Source organism: Simplicispira sp. GW247-4R2A (genome assembly GCF_059424465.1).
Map to the genome: position 1 here is coordinate 24,480 of NZ_JBWKZM010000013.1, position 17,320 is coordinate 41,799.

The 17,320-nt window shown below is 67.9% G+C and carries 16 protein-coding genes and 1 pseudogene; 14 read left to right on the forward strand and 3 right to left on the reverse strand.

The window, feature by feature from the left end:
* Positions 1 to 395: 395 nt before the first annotated feature.
* From AC07ZH_RS10405 to AC07ZH_RS10415, 3 genes are read left to right on the forward strand one after another with little or no spacing between them, the layout of a single operon-like run.
* Complete coding sequence (locus tag AC07ZH_RS10405) at positions 396 to 1,403, forward strand: thiamine pyrophosphate-dependent dehydrogenase E1 component subunit alpha (RefSeq protein ID WP_495199664.1); 1,008 nt, start codon at positions 396 to 398, stop codon at positions 1,401 to 1,403.
* A 28-nt stretch (positions 1,404 to 1,431) separates the two neighbouring features.
* Entirely contained in the window at positions 1,432 to 2,472 is a 1,041-nt protein-coding gene (locus AC07ZH_RS10410; protein WP_495199665.1) for an alpha-ketoacid dehydrogenase subunit beta, read from the forward strand.
* Complete coding sequence (locus AC07ZH_RS10415) at positions 2,472 to 2,720, forward strand: lipoyl domain-containing protein (protein ID WP_495199666.1); 249 nt, start codon at positions 2,472 to 2,474, stop codon at positions 2,718 to 2,720. Before AC07ZH_RS10410 ends, AC07ZH_RS10415 begins: the two co-directional genes overlap by 1 nt.
* Positions 2,721 to 2,895: 175 nt before the next feature.
* Here AC07ZH_RS10415 and recQ read toward each other — a convergent pair whose 3' ends face one another.
* Complete coding sequence (gene recQ, locus AC07ZH_RS10420) at positions 2,896 to 4,761, reverse strand: DNA helicase RecQ (RefSeq protein WP_495199667.1); 1,866 nt, start codon at positions 4,759 to 4,761, stop codon at positions 2,896 to 2,898.
* Between the two features lie 241 nt (positions 4,762 to 5,002).
* Here recQ and AC07ZH_RS10425 point away from each other — a divergent pair, with 241 nt between their 5' ends.
* The 11 genes and pseudogenes from AC07ZH_RS10425 to hutG all read left to right on the forward strand — a co-directional run bounded on the left by AC07ZH_RS10425 (position 5,003) and on the right by hutG (position 16,548).
* Complete coding sequence (locus AC07ZH_RS10425) at positions 5,003 to 5,476, forward strand: Spy/CpxP family protein refolding chaperone (protein ID WP_495199668.1); 474 nt, start codon at positions 5,003 to 5,005, stop codon at positions 5,474 to 5,476.
* A gap of 9 nt (positions 5,477 to 5,485) precedes the next feature.
* Complete coding sequence (locus AC07ZH_RS10430) at positions 5,486 to 5,773, forward strand: hypothetical protein (protein ID WP_495199669.1); 288 nt, start codon at positions 5,486 to 5,488, stop codon at positions 5,771 to 5,773.
* Between the two features lie 45 nt (positions 5,774 to 5,818).
* Positions 5,819 to 6,523: a response regulator transcription factor gene (locus tag AC07ZH_RS10435; protein ID WP_495199670.1), complete on the forward strand. Its 705-nt coding sequence runs from the start codon at positions 5,819 to 5,821 to the stop codon at positions 6,521 to 6,523.
* Entirely contained in the window at positions 6,520 to 7,947 is a 1,428-nt protein-coding gene (locus tag AC07ZH_RS10440) for a sensor histidine kinase (RefSeq protein WP_495199671.1), read from the forward strand. Before AC07ZH_RS10435 ends, AC07ZH_RS10440 begins: the two co-directional genes overlap by 4 nt.
* 175 nt (positions 7,948 to 8,122) lie before the next feature.
* On the forward strand, positions 8,123 to 8,914 hold the full coding sequence (gene hutC, locus AC07ZH_RS10445) for a histidine utilization transcriptional repressor HutC (RefSeq protein ID WP_495199672.1): 792 nt from the start codon (positions 8,123 to 8,125) through the stop codon (positions 8,912 to 8,914).
* Positions 8,915 to 8,964: 50 nt separating this feature from the next.
* The gene (gene hutH, locus AC07ZH_RS10450; RefSeq protein ID WP_495199673.1) at positions 8,965 to 10,500 is read left to right on the forward strand and encodes a histidine ammonia-lyase; all 1,536 of its coding nucleotides are present in this window, start codon (positions 8,965 to 8,967) and stop codon (positions 10,498 to 10,500) included.
* Positions 10,501 to 10,524: 24 nt separating this feature from the next.
* Positions 10,525 to 12,267: a urocanate hydratase gene (gene hutU / locus AC07ZH_RS10455; RefSeq protein WP_495199674.1), complete on the forward strand. Its 1,743-nt coding sequence runs from the start codon at positions 10,525 to 10,527 to the stop codon at positions 12,265 to 12,267.
* Positions 12,254 to 12,799, forward strand: a pseudogene (locus AC07ZH_RS10460) (HutD/Ves family protein); the annotation flags it as partial. The gene hutU and the pseudogene AC07ZH_RS10460, both read left to right, overlap by 14 nt.
* Positions 12,800 to 13,019: 220 nt before the next feature.
* Positions 13,020 to 14,306, forward strand: coding sequence for an imidazolonepropionase (gene hutI / locus AC07ZH_RS10465; RefSeq protein WP_495199675.1), 1,287 nt, complete (start codon positions 13,020 to 13,022; stop codon positions 14,304 to 14,306).
* On the forward strand, positions 14,296 to 15,711 hold the full coding sequence (locus AC07ZH_RS10470; protein ID WP_495199676.1) for a formimidoylglutamate deiminase: 1,416 nt from the start codon (positions 14,296 to 14,298) through the stop codon (positions 15,709 to 15,711). The genes hutI and AC07ZH_RS10470 overlap by 11 nt, the downstream gene beginning before the upstream one ends.
* A gap of 15 nt (positions 15,712 to 15,726) precedes the next feature.
* A complete protein-coding gene (gene hutG, locus AC07ZH_RS10475) occupies positions 15,727 to 16,548 on the forward strand; it encodes an N-formylglutamate deformylase (RefSeq protein WP_119109559.1) in 822 nt (273 codons plus the stop codon).
* Between the two features lie 19 nt (positions 16,549 to 16,567).
* Here the strand turns inward: hutG and AC07ZH_RS10480 are convergent, their stop codons facing one another.
* The gene (locus AC07ZH_RS10480; protein WP_119109560.1) at positions 16,568 to 17,098 is read right to left on the reverse strand and encodes an RNA polymerase sigma factor; all 531 of its coding nucleotides are present in this window, start codon (positions 17,096 to 17,098) and stop codon (positions 16,568 to 16,570) included.
* Positions 17,099 to 17,101: 3 nt separating this feature from the next.
* The gene (locus AC07ZH_RS10485; RefSeq protein ID WP_119109667.1) at positions 17,102 to 17,311 is read right to left on the reverse strand and encodes a YgaP family membrane protein; all 210 of its coding nucleotides are present in this window, start codon (positions 17,309 to 17,311) and stop codon (positions 17,102 to 17,104) included.
* Positions 17,312 to 17,320: the final 9 nt, after the last annotated feature.

Here is a 17,320-nt window from a genome sequence, read left to right on the forward strand (position 1 = left end):
GATTTTTGCCCGATTTGGGCGCCGTCCATTGAGCATGCGCAACCGTTGCAGGAACCGCGCGCGATGGGTTGCGGTCATGGGCCCAACGCAGCAATGCCGCACCCTGAGCCAATATGCCGCAGCGCGTGGCCATGTCCGGCGCGAGCTTGGCTGCCTTGGCTGATCGTCGGCGGCGCCGACCGGCAGCGGGCCGCCGAGGGGCATCGACCTCCATGGCATGGCGGATCGTTGTCCATTTCATGGGACAAGACCGTATCCGGTGCAGATGGCTTTGGTGGCTTCGATTGAGCAGACTCAATGGGTCGGCCTCGGTCGTCAATAAGCTGTTTCGAGGCGCGCGGTACCTCCTGTTTCCACAACGGGGCTCCGTCCATCGCCTTTACAAGGAGAGAGCCATGCAAGCCGGCAAGGAAACAGAACTCTGGATGTTCGAGAAAATGCTGGAGATCCGCCACTTCGAAGAGACCATGGCGACGGTCTACCTGGAGGGAAAATTGCCGCCGCACATTCAGCATGGGCTGGCATTTGACATCGGTTCAGGCCCGGTGCCGGGCGAGATGCACCTCGCCGCCGGACAGGAGCCGGTCGCGGTGGGCGTGTGCGCGCATCTGATGCAGACCGACACGGTGGTGGGCACGCACCGGCCGCACCACTTTGCCATCGCCAAAGGGGTCTCGCTCAACGCGATGGCGGCGGAGATGTTCGGCAAGGCCACGGGTCTGGGCAAGGGAAAAGGCGGGCACATGCACCTGTTCGATCCGGCCAACCGCTTCAGCTGTAGCGGCATCATCGGGGCCAGCCTTCCGCCAGCCTGCGGCGCCGCGCTGGCGGCGAAGAAGCTGGGAAAGGACTGGGTCGCGGTGGCCTTCTTCGGCGAAGGCGCAGCGAACCAGGGCTCGGTGCACGAGTCGCTCAACCTCGCGGCCTTGTGGAAGCTGCCGGTGGTCTTTGTCTGCGAGGACAACAAGTGGGCAATCTCGGTGCCCAAGAGCAGCGCCACCTCGATTGAGTGGGTGGCCGACCGGGCGGCGGGCTACGGCATGCCGGGCATCAAGGTGGCGAGCAACGATGCGATGGCGGTGTATGAGGCTGCCAGGCCGGCTGTGGCGCGCGCGCGCCGGGGCGAAGGGCCCAGCCTGATCGAGGTCAAGACCGACCGCTACTTTGGCCACTTCCAGGGCGACGCCGAGGTCTACCGCCCGAAGGACGAAGTGGCGGGCCTGCGCAAGAACGACCCCATTCCCCGGATGGCGGACTTCCTGAAAAAGCAGGGCCACATGGACGATGCCGAGGAGGCCCGGCTGAGGGCCCTGACGCAGCGCCGCGTGGCAGAGGCGTTCGAGTTTGCGCGCAACAGCCCTTACCCCGAGCCGCTGGATGCGCTGCAGGACGTTTTCGCCTGACCCGGTACCGAACGAACAGGAGCACGACATGAGCAACACCCGCAAGCTCACCATGGCCCAGGCGATTGCCGAGGCCATCGGCCAGGAAATGCAGCGCGATGACGCAGTCTTCGTGATGGGCGAGGACATCGGCAAGTACGGCGGCATCTTTGGCGCTACCGGCGGCCTGCTGGAGCGCTTTGGCGCCGACCGCATCATGGATACGCCAATTTCCGAGACGGCCTTCATCGGCACCGCCACCGGCGCTGCCGCCGCGGGCCTGCGGCCGATTGCCGAACTGATGTTCGTGGATTTCTTCGGCGTCTGCATGGACCAGATCTACAACCACCTGGCCAAGAACACCTACATGGCGGGCGGCCACATCAAGCTGCCGGTGGTGCTGACCACGGCCATCGGCGGCGGCTACAACGACGCGGCGCAGCACTCGCAGTGCCTCTACGCCACCTTCGCCCACATGCCGGGTCTGAAGGTCGTGGTGCCGTCCAACGCCTACGACGCCAAAGGTCTCATGATCCAGGCCATCCGCGACGACAACCCGGTCCTCTTCATGTACCACAAAGGCATCATGGGCCTGCCGTGGATGGCGTATTTCGAAGGCAGCAGCAACGAGGTGCCCGAAGCCGCCTACACCATTGCGTTCGGCCAGGCGCGCATTGCACGCGAGGGCCGCGACATCACCATCGTCACTCTCAGCCAGATGGTGCAGAAGGCGCTGCTGGCGGCGGAAGAACTGGCCGCAGAGGGCGTTAGCGTGGAGGTAATCGACCTGCGCACGCTGGTTCCGCTGGACCGGGAGTCGGTGCTGCGCTCAGTGCGCAAGACCGGCCGCCTGCTGGTGGCCGACGAGGACTACCTGGGCTTCGGTCTCACCGGGGAAATCGCCGCCATCGTGGCGGAAAACCTCGATACGGTGCCACTGCGGGCTCCAGTGAAACGGATCGCCGTGCCGAATGTGCCAATCCCCTACAGCCGCCCGTTGGAGCGCCATGTGATCCCTCAGGTGGACAGCTTGGTGGCGGCGGTGCGTGCGGTGATGGCGGCCTCGCTGCAGCAACCGGTGGAAGCGTGATGAACATCACCTTGCCGGAGGCGGCATGGGAAGGCGTCGAGGCGTCGGTTGAGGCCCTTGTGGACCGCTGGCTGGTGCAGGAAGGCGAGCCGGTCCGCCAGGGCCAGCCGCTGGCCAGCGCAGTGCTGGTCAAGACCAGCTTGGAAATTGCAGCGCCCGCAGACGGCTGCGTGACCCGCATCCTGGTGGCGGCGGGCCAGACCTTCCGCCGAGGTCAGCCTGTGGCTACGCTGGCGCCAGGGCCATAGACAGCGCCACAGCGCCGCCCCGGTGGAAGGGCTGGAGCCGCCAGCCGCTGGAGCGACCGAAGCCTCGCTGGCGCCACCGTTCAGGCGCGCGGACTGATGCACACGAGAGAGAGGAAGGGAAGGAGGGAGGAAGCTTTCATGGCCGCGGCGCATGGCGCATGCGGCGAAGTGGCCATTACCCCCCACACACCCGCAGCACCTCCGCCCCATACGCCTCCAGCTTCTTCGCTCCCATGCCGCTGATCCCCTGCAAATCCGCGAGCGTCGCCGGGCAGCGCTCGGCAATCGCCGCCAGCGTGGCGTCGTGGAAGATGACGTAGGCGGGCAGGCCATGCTCGCGCGCCACTTCGGCGCGCCAGGCCTTGAGGTTGATGAAGCGCACCTGGGCGGCCTGGTCCAGCGAGGCGGCGGCCGGCGGCAGGGTGCCGGCGGGGCTGCGGCGGCGTTTGCGCTCGCCAGGGGCGGCAGCGACGGTTTCGCGCAGGCGCACGGGCACTTCGCCGCGCAGCACGGAACGTGATGCATCGGTCAGCGCCAGGGTGTCAAAGCTGTGGCCGTTGTCCATTTGCACTTTTTGGAGTCCGACCGCCCCAGTGGCAACGAGCTGGCGCAGCACGCCGCGCAGTTGCTGTTCCGATAAATCGGCGCCCAACCCAAAGGTGCTGAGCTTGTCGTGGCCGAACTGGGTGACCTTGTCGGTGGGTTTGCCGCGCAGCACGTCCATCAAGTGCCCTGCGCCAAAACCAATGTGGCTGGCTTGCTGGACCCGGTAGATGGTCGAGAGCAGCTTGCGGGCCGCGTCGGTCGCATCCCACACCGCAGGGGGCGTCAAACAATTGTCGCAATTGCCGCACGGCGTGGAGGCTTCGCCAAAGTACGCCAGCAGCCGCACGCGCCGGCAGTCGGTCGCCTCCGCCAGCGCCAGCAGGGCGTCAAGCTTGCCGCGCAGCCCGGCTTTGAATTCCTCGCCCGCCGGGCTCTCGTCGATCATGCGGCGCTGGTTCACCACGTCGGCGAGGCCGTAGGCCATCCAGGCGTCGGCGGGCAGGCCGTCGCGGCCGGCGCGGCCGGTTTCCTGGTAGTAGCCCTCGATGTTCTTGGGCATGTCCACGTGCGCCACAAAGCGCACGTCGGGCTTGTCGATGCCCATGCCAAAGGCAATGGTGGCCACCATGACGATGCCTTCTTCGCGCAGAAAGCGGTCCTGGTGCTTTTTGCGCACCGCACCGTCCAGCCCCGCGTGGTAAGGCAAGGCGTTGACGCCCGCGCCGGCCAGCGTGGCGGCCAGCTCGTCCACGCGTTTGCGCGACTGGCAATACACCACGCCCGCTTCGCCCGCGTGCTCGCGCTCGATGAAGCGCAGCAGTTGGGTGGTGACGTCTTTCTTTTCTTCAATGCGGTAGCGGATATTGGGGCGATCAAAGCTGCTGATGAAAAGGCGCGCCTCTTGCAACTGCAGCCGCTCGACGATGTCTTCGCGGGTGAGCGCGTCGGCCGTGGCGGTCAGCGCAATGCGCGGCACGCCAGGAAAGCGCTGGTGCAGCACGGTGAGCGCGCGGTATTCGGGCCGGAAGTCGTGGCCCCACTGGCTCACGCAGTGCGCCTCATCGATGGCGAACAGGCTCAGCTTGCCCTGCGCGTACAGGTCGTCCAGCAGGCCCAGAAAGCGCGGCGTGTTCAGGCGCTCGGGCGCGGCGTACAGCAGGGTGATGCCGCCGGTCTGCAGGCGCAGTTCCACGTCTTGCGCTTCGTCGTAGCCGAGGCTGGAGTTGAGGAAGGCGGCATCGACCCCGGCCTCATGCAGCGCACCGACCTGGTCGTGCATCAGCGCGATCAACGGCGAGACGACGATGGCCACGCCGCGGCCCTGCTGCTGGCGCACGATGGCCGGCACCTGGTAGCACAGGCTTTTGCCGCCGCCCGTGGGCATGAGCACCAGCGCGTCGCCGCCACCAATCACATGGTCAACGATGGCTTCCTGCGGGCCACGAAAGGCTTCGTAGCCAAAGACTTCTTTCAGGATGGAATGCGCGGCAGACAAACGGTTTGCTCTTTGATTGATAGCTGATAGTGCTTACTGGATAAGCGCTAGAGGCCGATTTTATATAAAAATTCAGTGCAAGCGCCCAGGCCCAGCGCACGGCTGGCGCCCCCGATTATCGGCAGACGGTGCGGGTCCGATACAAAGCGAAATAAACCGAAACCGCCCCGAGATGACGCGCGGCCGGCCACTGTGCACCATCGGTCCTTCGATTCACACCCTGATTGAAGAGGACATCGCGATGAACCCCTGGATCAAGAGAACCCTGTTCGGCATGCTCGGCGCCTCGCTGCTGGTGGGCGGCCTGTCGGCCTGCTCCAGCGGACACGGCTGGCACCGCGGCCCCATGGACGAGCAAAGCCTCACCGAGATGCGCGGCAAGGCGCTTGAGCGTGTTGGCAGCAAGCTCGAACTGGACGCCGCGCAAAAGCAAAAGCTCGAACACCTGGCCGACACGCTGCAGGCCCAGCGCAAGGCCTTCATGGGCGATGCCACCAACCCGCGCGAGGCCCTTCAAGCCCTGGTGACAGGGGCCACATTTGACCGCGCGGGCGCGCAGGCGCTGGTGGACGTCAAGGTGCGCGCCGTGCAGGCCGGCAGCCCCGAGGTGATTGCCGCCATGGGCGACTTCTACGACAGTCTGAAGCCCGAGCAGCAAGCCCAGGTGCGCGACATGATGAGCAAGCGCCGCGGCTGGATGCGCCACCGGGGCTGAGGCAACGCCATGCCTGCGCATCACACCAGCCTGCAGCGCCTGACGCAGGGCCTGCGCGAAGTCGGCCCCGCCTTGTTCAATGGGGTGCCCCAGCCGCATGCGGAGTTGCTGGCCCTCGTCTGGGGGCCGCGCTTTGACCGCGTGCATGCGCTGGGGCTGGCGGCGCACCAGCCCGAACAGGCGGCACGCACGCTGCCGGCGCTGCTGTCGGCGGCGGATTGCTTCGACACGCTGGCTGCACAAAGCCAGCGGCGCCTGCGCAGCCTGATCCTGCGCCACCACCGGCTTTACGCTTGATCTGGGAATGGAATGGTTCCACGATGAAGCGAGAATTCACGCACCATGCACCGCATCCTGCTCATCGACGACGACGAACAGCTCGGCCCGCCGCTGGCCACCTACTTCCAGCGCTACGAGCTGAAACTGGTGCAGGCGCTGCGGCCAAGCGAAGGCCTGGCGCTGCTGGAAGGTCCGGGTCAAGGGGGCTTTGACGCCGCCATCCTCGACGTGATGCTGCCCGAGATGGACGGCTTCGAGCTGTGCCGCAGCATTCGGCGGACCAGCGACATCCCTCTCATCATGCTCACCGCGCGCGGCGAGGTGATGGACCGCGTGGTCGGCCTCGAACTCGGCGCCGACGACTATTTGCCCAAGCCCTTTGAGCCGCGCGAACTCGTCGCCCGCCTGCAAACCGTGCTGCGCCGCATGAAGCCGGCCGGACCGGGCGATGCACAAGAGGCACAAGGCGTGCTGGAATTCGAGGGCCTGCGCCTTGACCCCGCGCGCCGCAGCGTGCAATGCCTGGGCCGCGAGGTGGAGCTGACCGGCACCGAATTCGACCTGCTGCACCTGCTCGCACAGAGTGCCGGGCGGGTGCTGAGCCGCGACGACATCCTCAACCAGTTGCGCGGCCACGAGGCCGAGCTGTACACCCGCGCGGTCGACATCGTGGTCAGCCGCTTGCGCAAGAAGCTCGAGCCGCTGGACGCCATCAAAACGCTGCGCAACGCCGGTTACACGCTGGCCCTGCGCCGGCTGCCGACATGAGGCGGCGGGAGACAGGGCGGCACGCGCGGCGGCATGCGGGCCGGGCGCCCTGGCACCGCCGGGCACGCCAGGCCGTGCATCGGTCGCTGCGCCTGCACCTGGTACTGGTGTTTGTGGCGCTGGCGCTGGCCATGGCCGTCACCTTCATCGGCGGCGTGCAAAAGGCCGTGGCGGTCGGCTGGCGCGAGGCGGCCCGCCCGCTGCTGATCGACTACGTGGACCACCTGGCGCGCGAAGTGGGCAGCCCGCCCAGCATCGCGCGCGCCCAGGCCATCACCGCGCGCCTGCCGATCACGCTGCGCATCTCGGGACCACAGGTGAACTGGGACTCGCAGCCCGGCGCGGCCGGCCAAGGCCTGCCGCCGCCCGGCTGGGCGCGCGAGCCGGCCCTGCGCCATGGTGGCGATGGCGAAAACCTGCTGGTGCGCACCACCCCGGACGGCCACCGGCTGGAGTTTGGCCTGAACATGCAGATTTGGCAGCAGCGCCCGCGCATCGCCTGGATCACACTCGCCGCGCTGCTGCTGCTCACCGCGCTGGCTTACCTGTATGTGCGCCGCCTGCTGCGCCCGCTCGACGAGATCCGTGCCGGCGCCGAGCGCTTTGGCGCGGGCCGCTTCGAACAGCCCATCCCGGTGCGCTGCGCGAACAAGCCCGACGAACTGGGCCAACTGGCTGCCACCATCAACACCATGGGCAGCGACATCCACCAGATGCTCGACGCCAAGCGCGCACTGCTGCTGGCCATGAGCCACGAACTGCGCAGCCCGCTGACGCGCGCCCGCCTGAACGCCGAGCTGCTGCCCGACGCCACAGGCGCCGACGCCCCGCGCCAGGCCCTGCTGCGCGATCTGGGCGAGATGGCACGCCTTATCACCGACCTGCTGGAAAGCGAGCGCCTGGCCGGCAGCCATGCCGCGTTGCACCGCGAGCCGGTGGACCTGGTGGACCTGGCCCATGAGGTGGTTACCGAACTGGGCAACCGCCATGCCGGAGCGGCAGCCATCCGCATGCAGGCACCGTCGGCGCTTCCGGTGTTGGCCCTTGACCGCGCCCGCATGCGCCTGCTGCTGCGCAACCTGCTGGACAACGCCTTGCGCCACAGCCACCATTTCGGCCAGAACCCTGGCGACAGCGCCACGCTGCCACCCGAGCTGCACCTGCGTGTGCAAGGCACGGAGCTGGAAATCGAAGTGCGCGACCACGGCCCCGGCGTGCCGCCCGAACACCTGGCGCAGTTGGCCCAGGCCTTCTACCGCCCCGACAGCGCCCGCCAGCGCGCCACCGGCGGCGTGGGGCTGGGGTTGTATCTGTGCCGCCTGGTGGCGCAGGCGCACGGCGGGCGGCTGGAGCTGCGCAATGCCGGGCCAGGGCTGGCGGTGCGGGTGGTGCTGCCGGTGCAAAGTGTCGTGAGTTGGAAGTAGGTTGAAAAAGTAACGCTGTCGAAATCGTCGTCAGGCAAGGCGGCGATTCTCGGCAGCTTTCTGAAACGAACTTTCAACTCACGACACTAGGGCGTAGCGCCACCCTGCCGGGGATTCCGAGGGTTGACAGCCAGATCCAGATTCGACTAACCTGTATAGACAAGCAAACGCCGCCATGACCCTCGCCCGCTCGCCCCGCGCCTCCACCACCGTCCGCAGCCAGACCAGCGCGCCTGCTGCCGCGCCCACGCTGGCGCTGTACGAGCAGGTCAAGGATTTCATCGTGCGCAAAGTGCAGCAAGGTGTTTGGCGGGCCGGCGACCGGCTGCCTTCCGAGCATGAACTGGTGGCGCAGTTCGGCATTTCGCGCATGACGGTCAACCGCGCCCTGCGCGATCTGGTGGCCGAAGGCCGCATCGTTCGCATCGCCGGCGTGGGCAGCTTTGTGGCCGAAGACAAGCCCCAATCCACCCTGCTGCAGATTGCCAATCTGGCCAGCGAAATCCGCCAGCGTGGGCACGCCTACCGCTGCGATGTGCTGACCGTAGAGCGCACCGGCGCCACGCGGGCGGTGGCGACGGCGCTGGACGTGCGCAAGGGCACGCCCGTGTTTCACACCCTGTGCCTGCACCGCGAAAACGGTGTCCCGGTGCAGCTTGAAGACCGGCATGTCAACCCTCGGCTGGCGCCGGGCTTCATCGCCCAGGACTTTGAAGCGACGCCCCCCTCTGAATACCTGGTGCGCAACGTGCCCTTCGACCAGATGGAGCACATGGTCGACGCCGTGCTGCCCAGCCCTGAACAGGCCGCTTTGCTCGAAATGCCCGCCACCGAGCCTTGCCTGCTGCTCACGCGGCGCACCTGGTCGCGCGGCGTTCCCGTCACCGTGGTGCACTGCCTGCACCCGGCCTCACGCTACCGCCTGGGCAGCCGCTTTCGCACCGACGGCAACCCCGTGGCCGCATAGGCCACACCCCTATTTTTTTGACGGTTACTTGTATAGACAGGATGATTGCCATGCCCGCTACCAACACCCTCACCTTGCACCCCGGCAAAGTCACGCTGGCCGAGCTGCGCCGTATCCATGCCGCGCCGCTGCCTCTGCGCCTGGACCCAGCGGCGCGCGCGGGCATGCAGGCGGCGCACACCACGGTGCAGCGCATCGTCGACGAAGACCTGGTGGTCTACGGCATCAACACCGGTTTTGGCAAGCTCGCCAGCACGAAGATCGCCCACGAGCGCCTGGCCGAGCTGCAGCGCAACCTGGTGCTCTCGCACAGCGTGGGCACGGGCGATGCCCTGCCCGATGCTGTGGTGCGCCTCATCCTGGCGACCAAGGCCATCAGTCTGGCGCGCGGGCATTCGGGCATACGCCCTGAAATCGCCGAGGCGTTGCTGGCGCTGGCCAACGCCAATGTGTTGCCCGTCATCCCCGCCAAGGGCTCGGTGGGTGCCTCGGGCGACCTGGCGCCGCTGGCGCACCTGGCCTGCGTGCTGATTGGCGAGGGCCAGGCCAAGCTCAATGGCAAGATCGTTTCCGGCAAGGCCGCCATGGCGGCCGTGGGCTTGGAGCCCTTCGTGCTCGGCCCCAAGGAAGGGCTGGCGCTGCTCAATGGCACGCAGGTGTCCACCGCGCTCGCGCTGGCGGGGCTGTTTGGGGCGGAAGATGTGTTCGCCGCCGCGCTGGTGGCAGGCTGCCTGTCGCTGGAAGCCATCAAGGGGTCGGTCAAGCCGTTTGACGCGCGCATCCACGAAGCGCGCGGCCAGGCCGGGCAGATCGCCGTGGCCGCTGCCGTGCGTGCGCTGCTGGACGGCAGCGCCATCGACCCCTCGCACCCGCACTGCGGCCGCGTGCAGGACCCGTATTCGATCCGCTGCGTGCCGCAGGTGATGGGCGCGTGCCTGGACAACCTGCACCACGCCGCACGCGTGCTGACCATTGAAGCGAATGCGGCGTCCGACAACCCGTTGGTGTTCAGCAATGGCGATGTGATCTCCGGCGGCAATTTCCACGCCGAGCCGGTGGCCTTCGTGGCCGACATCATTGCGCTGGCCGTGGCCGAAATCGGCGCGATCTCCGAGCGGCGCCTGTCCTTGCTGCTGGACCCGGGCCTCTCGGGCCTGCCGGCCTTCCTCATCCTGGAGAGCGGCGTCAACTCCGGTTTCATGATTGCCCAGGTCACCGCCGCTGCCCTGGCGGCCGAAAACCAATGCCTGGCCAACCCCAGCAGCGTGACCAGCCTACCCACCTCGGCCAACCAGGAAGACCATGTGTCCATGGCCACCTATGGCGCGCGCCGCCTCGCCGACATGGTGCGCAATACGGCCGTGGTAGTCGGCATCGAGGCCATGGCGGCCGCACAAGGCATGGAATTTGATCGCTCGCTCAAGAGTTCACCCCTCATCGAAGCCCAGTTCGCCGCGATCCGCGAGCGTGTGGCCTACCTGGAGCAGGACCGTTTCCTCGCACCCGACATCGAGTCCATGCGCGAATGGGCGCAGCAGTCCACCTGGCCTGCACCGTTGCTGCACTGCCTGCCCAGCCACGCCTGAACCCAATACCCCAAGGAGCCCCCCATGAACGCCAACGACGCCATCCTCTCCGCAACGTCCAACGCCCCCCGCTTTGACGCCAGCCGCGTGCTCCGCGCGCCGCGCGGCACCCAGTTGCATTGCAAAAACTGGCTCATCGAAGCCGCCTACCGCATGATCCAGAACAACCTGGACCCCGAGGTGGCAGAGCGCCCGCAGGATCTCGTGGTCTACGGCGGCATTGGCCGCGCCGCGCGCAACTGGGAGTGCTTTGACCAGATCCTCGCCTCGCTCAAAGACCTCAACAGCGACGAAACCCTGCTGGTGCAGTCGGGCAAGCCCGTGGGCGTGTTCAAGACGCACGAGAACGCGCCGCGCGTGCTGATCGCCAACTCCAACCTGGTGCCCAAGTGGGCGAACTGGGAGCATTTCAATGAACTCGACCGCAAGGGCCTGTTCATGTACGGCCAGATGACGGCCGGTAGCTGGATCTACATCGGCAGCCAGGGCATCGTGCAGGGCACCTTCGAGACCTTTGTCGAGGCGGGCCGACAGCATTACGACAACAACCTGGCCGGCAAGTGGATTCTCACCGCCGGCCTGGGCGGCATGGGCGGCGCGCAGCCGCTGGCCGCCACGCTGGCCGGCGCCTGCTCGCTGACCATCGAATGCCAGCAAAGCAGCATCGACTTTCGCCTGCGCACCCGCTATGTGGACAAGCAGGCGCGTGACATCGACCACGCGCTGGAACTCATCGCGCAGTACACGGCGGCCAAGGAGGCTGTCTCCATTGCCCTGCTGGGCAATGCCGCCGACACCGTTCCCGAACTGGTGCGCCGCGCCCAGGCGGGCGGCATGCGCCCCGATTTGGTGACCGACCAGACCTCGGCGCACGACCTCATCAACGGCTACCTGCCCAGCGGCTGGAGCGTGGCAGAGTGGCGCGCCGCGCAAAAAGACCCTGCACAGCACGCCGCGCTGACCAAAGCGGCCTCCCAATCCTGCGCCGTGCACGTGCAGGCCATGCTGGACTTCCAGGCCATGGGCATTCCCACCGTGGACTACGGCAACAACATCCGCCAGGTGGCGTTCGATGCCGGCGTGAAAAACGCCTTTGACTTCCCCGGCTTCGTGCCCGCCTATATCCGGCCGCTGTTCTGCGAAGGCAAGGGGCCGTTTCGCTGGGTGGCGCTCTCGGGCGACCCGGAGGACATCGACAAGACCGACGCCAAGCTCAAGGAACTGTTCCCGCACAACAAGCCGCTGCACCGCTGGCTCGACATGGCGCGCGAACGCATCGCCTTCCAGGGCCTGCCGGCCCGAATCTGCTGGCTGGGTCTGGGCGAGCGCGACAAGGCGGGCCTGGCCTTCAACGAGATGGTGAAAAGCGGTGAGCTCAAGGCCCCCATCGTGATCGGCCGCGACCACCTCGACACCGGCTCGGTCGCCAGCCCCAACCGCGAGACCGAGGGTATGCGCGACGGCACGGATGCGGTGAGCGACTGGCCGCTGCTCAACGCCCTGCTCAACACCGCAGGCGGCGCCACCTGGGTCAGCCTGCACCACGGCGGCGGCGTGGGCATGGGCTATTCGCAGCACGCGGGCATGGTCATCGTCGCCGACGGTACCGATGCGGCAGCCGAGCGCCTGGCGCGCGTGCTGGTCAACGACTGCGGCAGCGGCGTGATGCGCCATGCGGACGCCGGCTACGAACTGGCGGTGGAGACGGCGAAGCGGCAGGGGCTGAAGCTCCCCATGGTGAAGGAACCCGGCCATGCAGCGCTTTGACCTGACCACCATCGCCCCCACGCCGTGGAAAAACGGCGGCGGCGCCACCCGCGAACTCGCCTGCTGGCCGGCCGGCGCCGACATGGAGCAGTTCGATTGGCGGGTGAGCGTGGCCACGATTGCACAGAGCGGACCGTTCTCGCGCTTTGCCGGGGTGGACCGGATCATCACGCTGCTCACGGGCGATGGCGTGCACCTGCGCCAGCCGGGCACCGGCATCGACCACCGTTTGGACCAGCCGCTGCAACCCTTTGCCTTTGCAGGCGATGGCGGCATGGAGTGCGACTTGCTGGGCGGCACGTCCACCGACTTCAACCTGATGACGCGCCGGGGCCGCTGGCAGGGTGCGGTGCAGGTGCTGCGCGGTCCGGCGGTGTTGCCGGCACGGCCAGCCGGCCTGTTGCTGGCGGTCCAGGGCCGCTGGACCGTGGCGCCCGCTGCGCCGGGCGAGTCGCTGGAGCTGGCGCCGCATACCGGCCTGTGGTGGGCCGATGGGGATTGCGGCTGGCGCGCCGCGCCGGATGCCAGCGGGCCGGACCACGTACTCCTGCACGTGCGATTGGAGCCCGATGCGCGCCCAGCGAGGCAGGCCATGGGGTCGAACCACGCTTTCGCGCAGCGAAACCCGTGCGCTGACCCCATTGCCGGAAACGTGGGCGCGGCCGCAGCGAGGCAAAAATATATATAAAAATAGCCTTTAGCGCTTATGCAGTAAGCGCGAGTAGCTATAAAAATAATATCAAAAGCTCCGTATGAAACCCAATGCCACCTCCGCCGACGGTGTCTGGCGCAACCTGCGCCCGATACCCGAACTCACCGCCTGCGATAGGGAGCTGCCCGCCGGGGAACTGGCCGCGCTGGTGGTGCAAGGCGGCCTGCTGCGCTGGGCGGGCCCCACGGGCGCCGTCCCCGCCGCCTACGCCGCGCTGCCGCAGTGGGACGGCGGCGGCGCCCTGGCCATGCCCGGCCTGGTGGACTGCCACACCCATCTCGTCTACGGCGGCCAGCGGGCCCATGAGTTCGCCATGCGCCTGGCTGGCGCCACGTACGAGGAAGTGGCCATGGCCGGAGGCGGCATCGCCTCGTCCGTGCGCGCGACGCGCGAGGCGTCGGAAGACGAACTCTTTGCCCTGGCCGAGCCGCGCCTGCAGGCGCTGCTGGCCGAGGGCGTGTGCGCCATCGAGATCAAGTCCGGCTACGGCCTGGCGCTGGCGCACGAACGCAAGCAGCTGCGCGTCGCCCGGCGGCTGGGCGAAGCGTATGGCGTGACGGTGCGCACCACCTTCCTCGGCGCGCACGCGCTGCCGCCCGAATACGCCGGCCAGCCCGGTGGCAGCCAGGACTACATCGATCGGGTGTGCCATGAGATGCTGCCCGCGCTGGCCGCCGAAGGGCTGGTCGACGCGGTCGATGTGTTCTGCGAACGCATCGCCTTCACGCTGGCCGAGACCGAGCAGGTGTTTCGCGCCGCCCAGGCGCTGGGCCTGCCCGTCAAGCTGCACGCCGAGCAGCTCTCGGACATGGGCGGTGCCACGCTGGCGGCGCGCTACGGCGCGCTGTCGTGCGACCATATCGAGCATCTATCTGCCGAAGGCATCGCCGCCATGAAAGCCGCTGGCACCGTCGCCGTGCTGCTGCCCGGCGCTTACTACACGCTGCGCGATACGCACTTGCCGCCCATTGCGCAACTGCGCGCCGCAGGCGTGCCCATGGCCGTGTCCACCGACCACAACCCCGGCACCTCGCCCTGCCTGAGCCTGCTGCTCATGGCCAACATGGCCTGCACGCTGTTCCGCCTGACGGTGCCCGAGGCGCTGATGGGCATCACCACGCACGCAGCGCGCGCGCTGGGCCTGCAGGACACGCATGGCCTGCTGGCCGCCGGCCGCCCAGCCAACTTCGTGCTCTGGCCCTTTGCCGAAGCAGCCGAACTGGCTTACTGGTTCGGTCACCAACCCGCGCGCACCATCGTGCGCCAGGGGCAGGTGGTGCTGGGCGCGGCGAGCGTTGCCCCACAAGGAGCGCGCCATGGCGTCTAAACCCGCCGCTGGTGGCCACCTCTTTGCAAACGATGCCCTGCTGCCCAGCGGCTGGGCGCGCCAGGTGCTGCTGCAGTGGGACGCCAGCGGGCGCATCACCCAGGTCAGCGTGGGCGCCGCCCCGCCCGCCGGCGTGCCCGTGGCGCCCGGCCCACTGCTGCCCGGCATGCCCAACCTGCATTCGCACGCCTTCCAGCGCGCCTTTGCCGGGCTCACCGAGTACCGCGCCCCCCATCCCGAGGGTGGCCAGGACAGCTTCTGGAGCTGGCGCCGGCTCATGTACCGCTTTGCCGCCCACATCACGCCCGAGAGCCTGGAGGCGATTGCCACCTGGCTGTACGTGGAAATGCTGGAGGCCGGCTACACCTCGGTGTGCGAGTTCCACTACCTGCACCACGGCCAGGGCGGAAAGCCCTATGCCGACGACACCGCGCTCTCCCTGGCGCTGCTGCGCGCCGCGCGCACGGCGGGCATCGGCATGACACTGCTGCCCGTGCTCTACCAGAGCAGCGGCTTTGGCGGCCAGGCCCCGCGCGCCGACCAGGCCCGATTCCTGCGCAGCACCGGCAATATGCTCTCTTTATTGAAGCAGCTTGCGCCCGCCACACATGCGCAAGGGGCTGTTTTGGGCTTGGCTCCACATTCCTTGCGCGCCGTGCCGCCGGAGAGCCTGCGCGAGGCGGTCGCCGGCATCACCGCGCTGGATGCGCACGCGCCCATCCACCTCCACATCGCCGAGCAGACGCAAGAGGTCGAGGACTGCATCGCCTGGAGCGGCCAGCGCCCGGTGCAGTGGCTGCTGGACCACGTGCCCGTAGACGCGCGCTGGTGCCTGGTGCACGCCACGCACATGACGCCTGCCGAATACGCCGCCGCCGCGCGCACCGGCGCCGTGGCGGGCCTGTGTCCCAGCACCGAGGCCAATTTGGGCGACGGCCTTTTCGATATGCCGCGGTGGCTGCGGCAAGGCGGCGCCTGGGGCCTGGGCTCGGACAGCCACGCCTGCGTCAACGCCGCCGAGGAGCTGATGCTGCTCGAATACGGCCAGCGCCTGCACCTGCGCCAGCGCAACGTGCTGGCCAGCCGCGCGCATGCCCAGGTGGCCACCGCTACGATGCTGCAGGCGGTGCGGGGCGGCGCGCAGGCGGCCGGGCGCCCGGTGGCGGGCTTGGCCGTCGGCCAGCAGGCCGATATGCTGGCGCTGGACGCGCAGCACGTCGCCCTGGCCGGGCTCGACGCCGACCGCATGCTCGCCGCCCATGTGTTCGCCAGCCAGCGCGGCAGCGCACTGCACAGCCTGTGGGTGGGCGGCATGCCCCGCGTGGTGGCCGGCCGGCACCCCCTGCACGACGCGGCCGCGCGCGCCTTCGTTGCCACGCGCCAGGCCCTGTTAGCCGCCGCCTGACTACCGGAGCCCGCCATGACCGACACCCCCGGCGCCCCACCGCCCTTCAGCTTTCACCAAGGCAGCGCGCCGCTGCTCATTTCCATCCCGCACGGCGGCGTGTACCTGCCGCCACCGCTCGCGGACCGCTTGGCTCCCGAGGCGCGCGCGGTGCCCGACACCGACTGGCACCTGGAGCGCCTGTACGCCTTTGCCAAGGACATGGGCGCTTCCCTCCTGGCCGCCACGCATTCGCGCTACGTCATCGACCTGAACCGCCCGCCGGACGGCGCCAGCCTCTACCCCGGCCAGAACGTCACCGGCCTGTGTCCGGTGGATACCTTCGACGAAACCCCGCTCTATGTGCGCGGCGACCTGCCCGATGCCGCCGAAATCGCCGCACGCCGCGAAGCGATATGGGCGCCCTACCACGCGCAGCTGCGCGCCGAACTCGACCGCATCCGCGCGGCGCACGGCGTGGCCATGCTGTGGGACGCGCACTCGATCCGCTCGGTGCTGCCGCGCTTCTTTCAAGGCAAGCTGCCCGACTTCAACCTCGGCACCGCCGACGGCGCCAGTTGCGCCCCGGCGCTGGCGCAGGAACTGCTGCGCATCGCGCAGAGCGCGCCCGGCTATACCGCCGTGCTCAATGGCCGATTCAAGGGCGGCCACATCACGCGCCATTGCGGCGATCCGACGCGGGGCATCCATGCCGTGCAGTTGGAGATGACGCAGTGCAGCTATATGCAGGAGGCGCTGCCGTTTGCCTACCTGCCCGAGCGCGCCGCGCAGGTGCAGCCGCATGTGCGGCGCATGCTGGAGGCGGTGCTGGGTTTTACGGGACGCGCCGCCAGGTGAGGTCTGGTGCCCGGGCGGCTCAGTTGTCCGAATGGAGCAGGTATTCCCGGACGAGTTCTCGGGCGCGGTGCAGCCGGCTCTTGACCGCACCCGATTGCTCACCAAGGCGCTCGGCGATTTCCGCGATCGACAACTCTTCAAAGTCCCGCAACAAGACCACTTCGAGGTAATGGGCGGGCAAGGATTCAAGGGCGTTCGCCAGGTCGATTCGCAAAGCGTCGTCGCTGCGGCTCGCCAACTGCTGTTCCGCTACACCGTCTTCCAGCGGATCGTGCTTGAACATCATGCGTTCAAGCTTGCGGCATTCGTGCTTGATGACGGTGAACAGCCACGAAGAAAACGCGGCCGCAACCTTGAGGCCCTTGACCTTGTGGAAGATGATCAGCAGCGACTCCTGAACGGCATCGTCCACGTCGCTCACTTGACAATGCCGGCGGGCGTAGCGGCGGGCGTCCGCCTGACAGACCACCAGCAGGCGCGAAATCGCAACCGGATCGCCCGTTTGGGCTGCCAGGATGAGGTTGTTCCGCTCCACCACACCGTCTGCCATGGTTCAGGGCCTCTTGTCGAGCTTGCGGCCAACCATGGCGCACATCGGGCAAAACCCCACCAGGCCGGTCATGGCAAGCATGGCACCGATGGTGCCAGCGCCTACGGCCCAGCCGGACGCGCCCCAGTTCATGGCGGCGAAAGCGAGGGCCATCACCCCCACGATCAAACGCAGGCCGCGCTCCCAATGGGGGACATTTTTCACGTAGAACATTGCAATCTC

Bases quoted from the DNA above. Each gene is read 5' to 3' on its own strand.
- AC07ZH_RS10405 (WP_495199664.1), top strand. From the start codon at position 396: ATGCAAGCCGGCAAGGAAACAGAACTCTGGATGTTCGAGAAAATGCTG.
- AC07ZH_RS10410 (WP_495199665.1), top strand. From the start codon at position 1,432: ATGAGCAACACCCGCAAGCTCACCATGGCCCAGGCGATTGCCGAGGCC.
- AC07ZH_RS10415 (WP_495199666.1), top strand. From the start codon at position 2,472: ATGAACATCACCTTGCCGGAGGCGGCATGGGAAGGCGTCGAGGCGTCG.
- AC07ZH_RS10425 (WP_495199668.1), top strand. From the start codon at position 5,003: ATGAACCCCTGGATCAAGAGAACCCTGTTCGGCATGCTCGGCGCCTCG.
- AC07ZH_RS10430 (WP_495199669.1), top strand. From the start codon at position 5,486: ATGCCTGCGCATCACACCAGCCTGCAGCGCCTGACGCAGGGCCTGCGC.
- AC07ZH_RS10435 (WP_495199670.1), top strand. From the start codon at position 5,819: ATGCACCGCATCCTGCTCATCGACGACGACGAACAGCTCGGCCCGCCG.
- AC07ZH_RS10440 (WP_495199671.1), top strand. From the start codon at position 6,520: ATGAGGCGGCGGGAGACAGGGCGGCACGCGCGGCGGCATGCGGGCCGG.
- hutC (WP_495199672.1), top strand. From the start codon at position 8,123: ATGACCCTCGCCCGCTCGCCCCGCGCCTCCACCACCGTCCGCAGCCAG.
- hutH (WP_495199673.1), top strand. From the start codon at position 8,965: ATGCCCGCTACCAACACCCTCACCTTGCACCCCGGCAAAGTCACGCTG.
- hutU (WP_495199674.1), top strand. From the start codon at position 10,525: ATGAACGCCAACGACGCCATCCTCTCCGCAACGTCCAACGCCCCCCGC.
- hutI (WP_495199675.1), top strand. From the start codon at position 13,020: ATGAAACCCAATGCCACCTCCGCCGACGGTGTCTGGCGCAACCTGCGC.
- AC07ZH_RS10470 (WP_495199676.1), top strand. From the start codon at position 14,296: ATGGCGTCTAAACCCGCCGCTGGTGGCCACCTCTTTGCAAACGATGCC.
- hutG (WP_119109559.1), top strand. From the start codon at position 15,727: ATGACCGACACCCCCGGCGCCCCACCGCCCTTCAGCTTTCACCAAGGC.
- AC07ZH_RS10480 (WP_119109560.1), bottom strand. From the start codon at position 17,098: ATGGCAGACGGTGTGGTGGAGCGGAACAACCTCATCCTGGCAGCCCAA.
- AC07ZH_RS10485 (WP_119109667.1), bottom strand. From the start codon at position 17,311: ATGTTCTACGTGAAAAATGTCCCCCATTGGGAGCGCGGCCTGCGTTTG.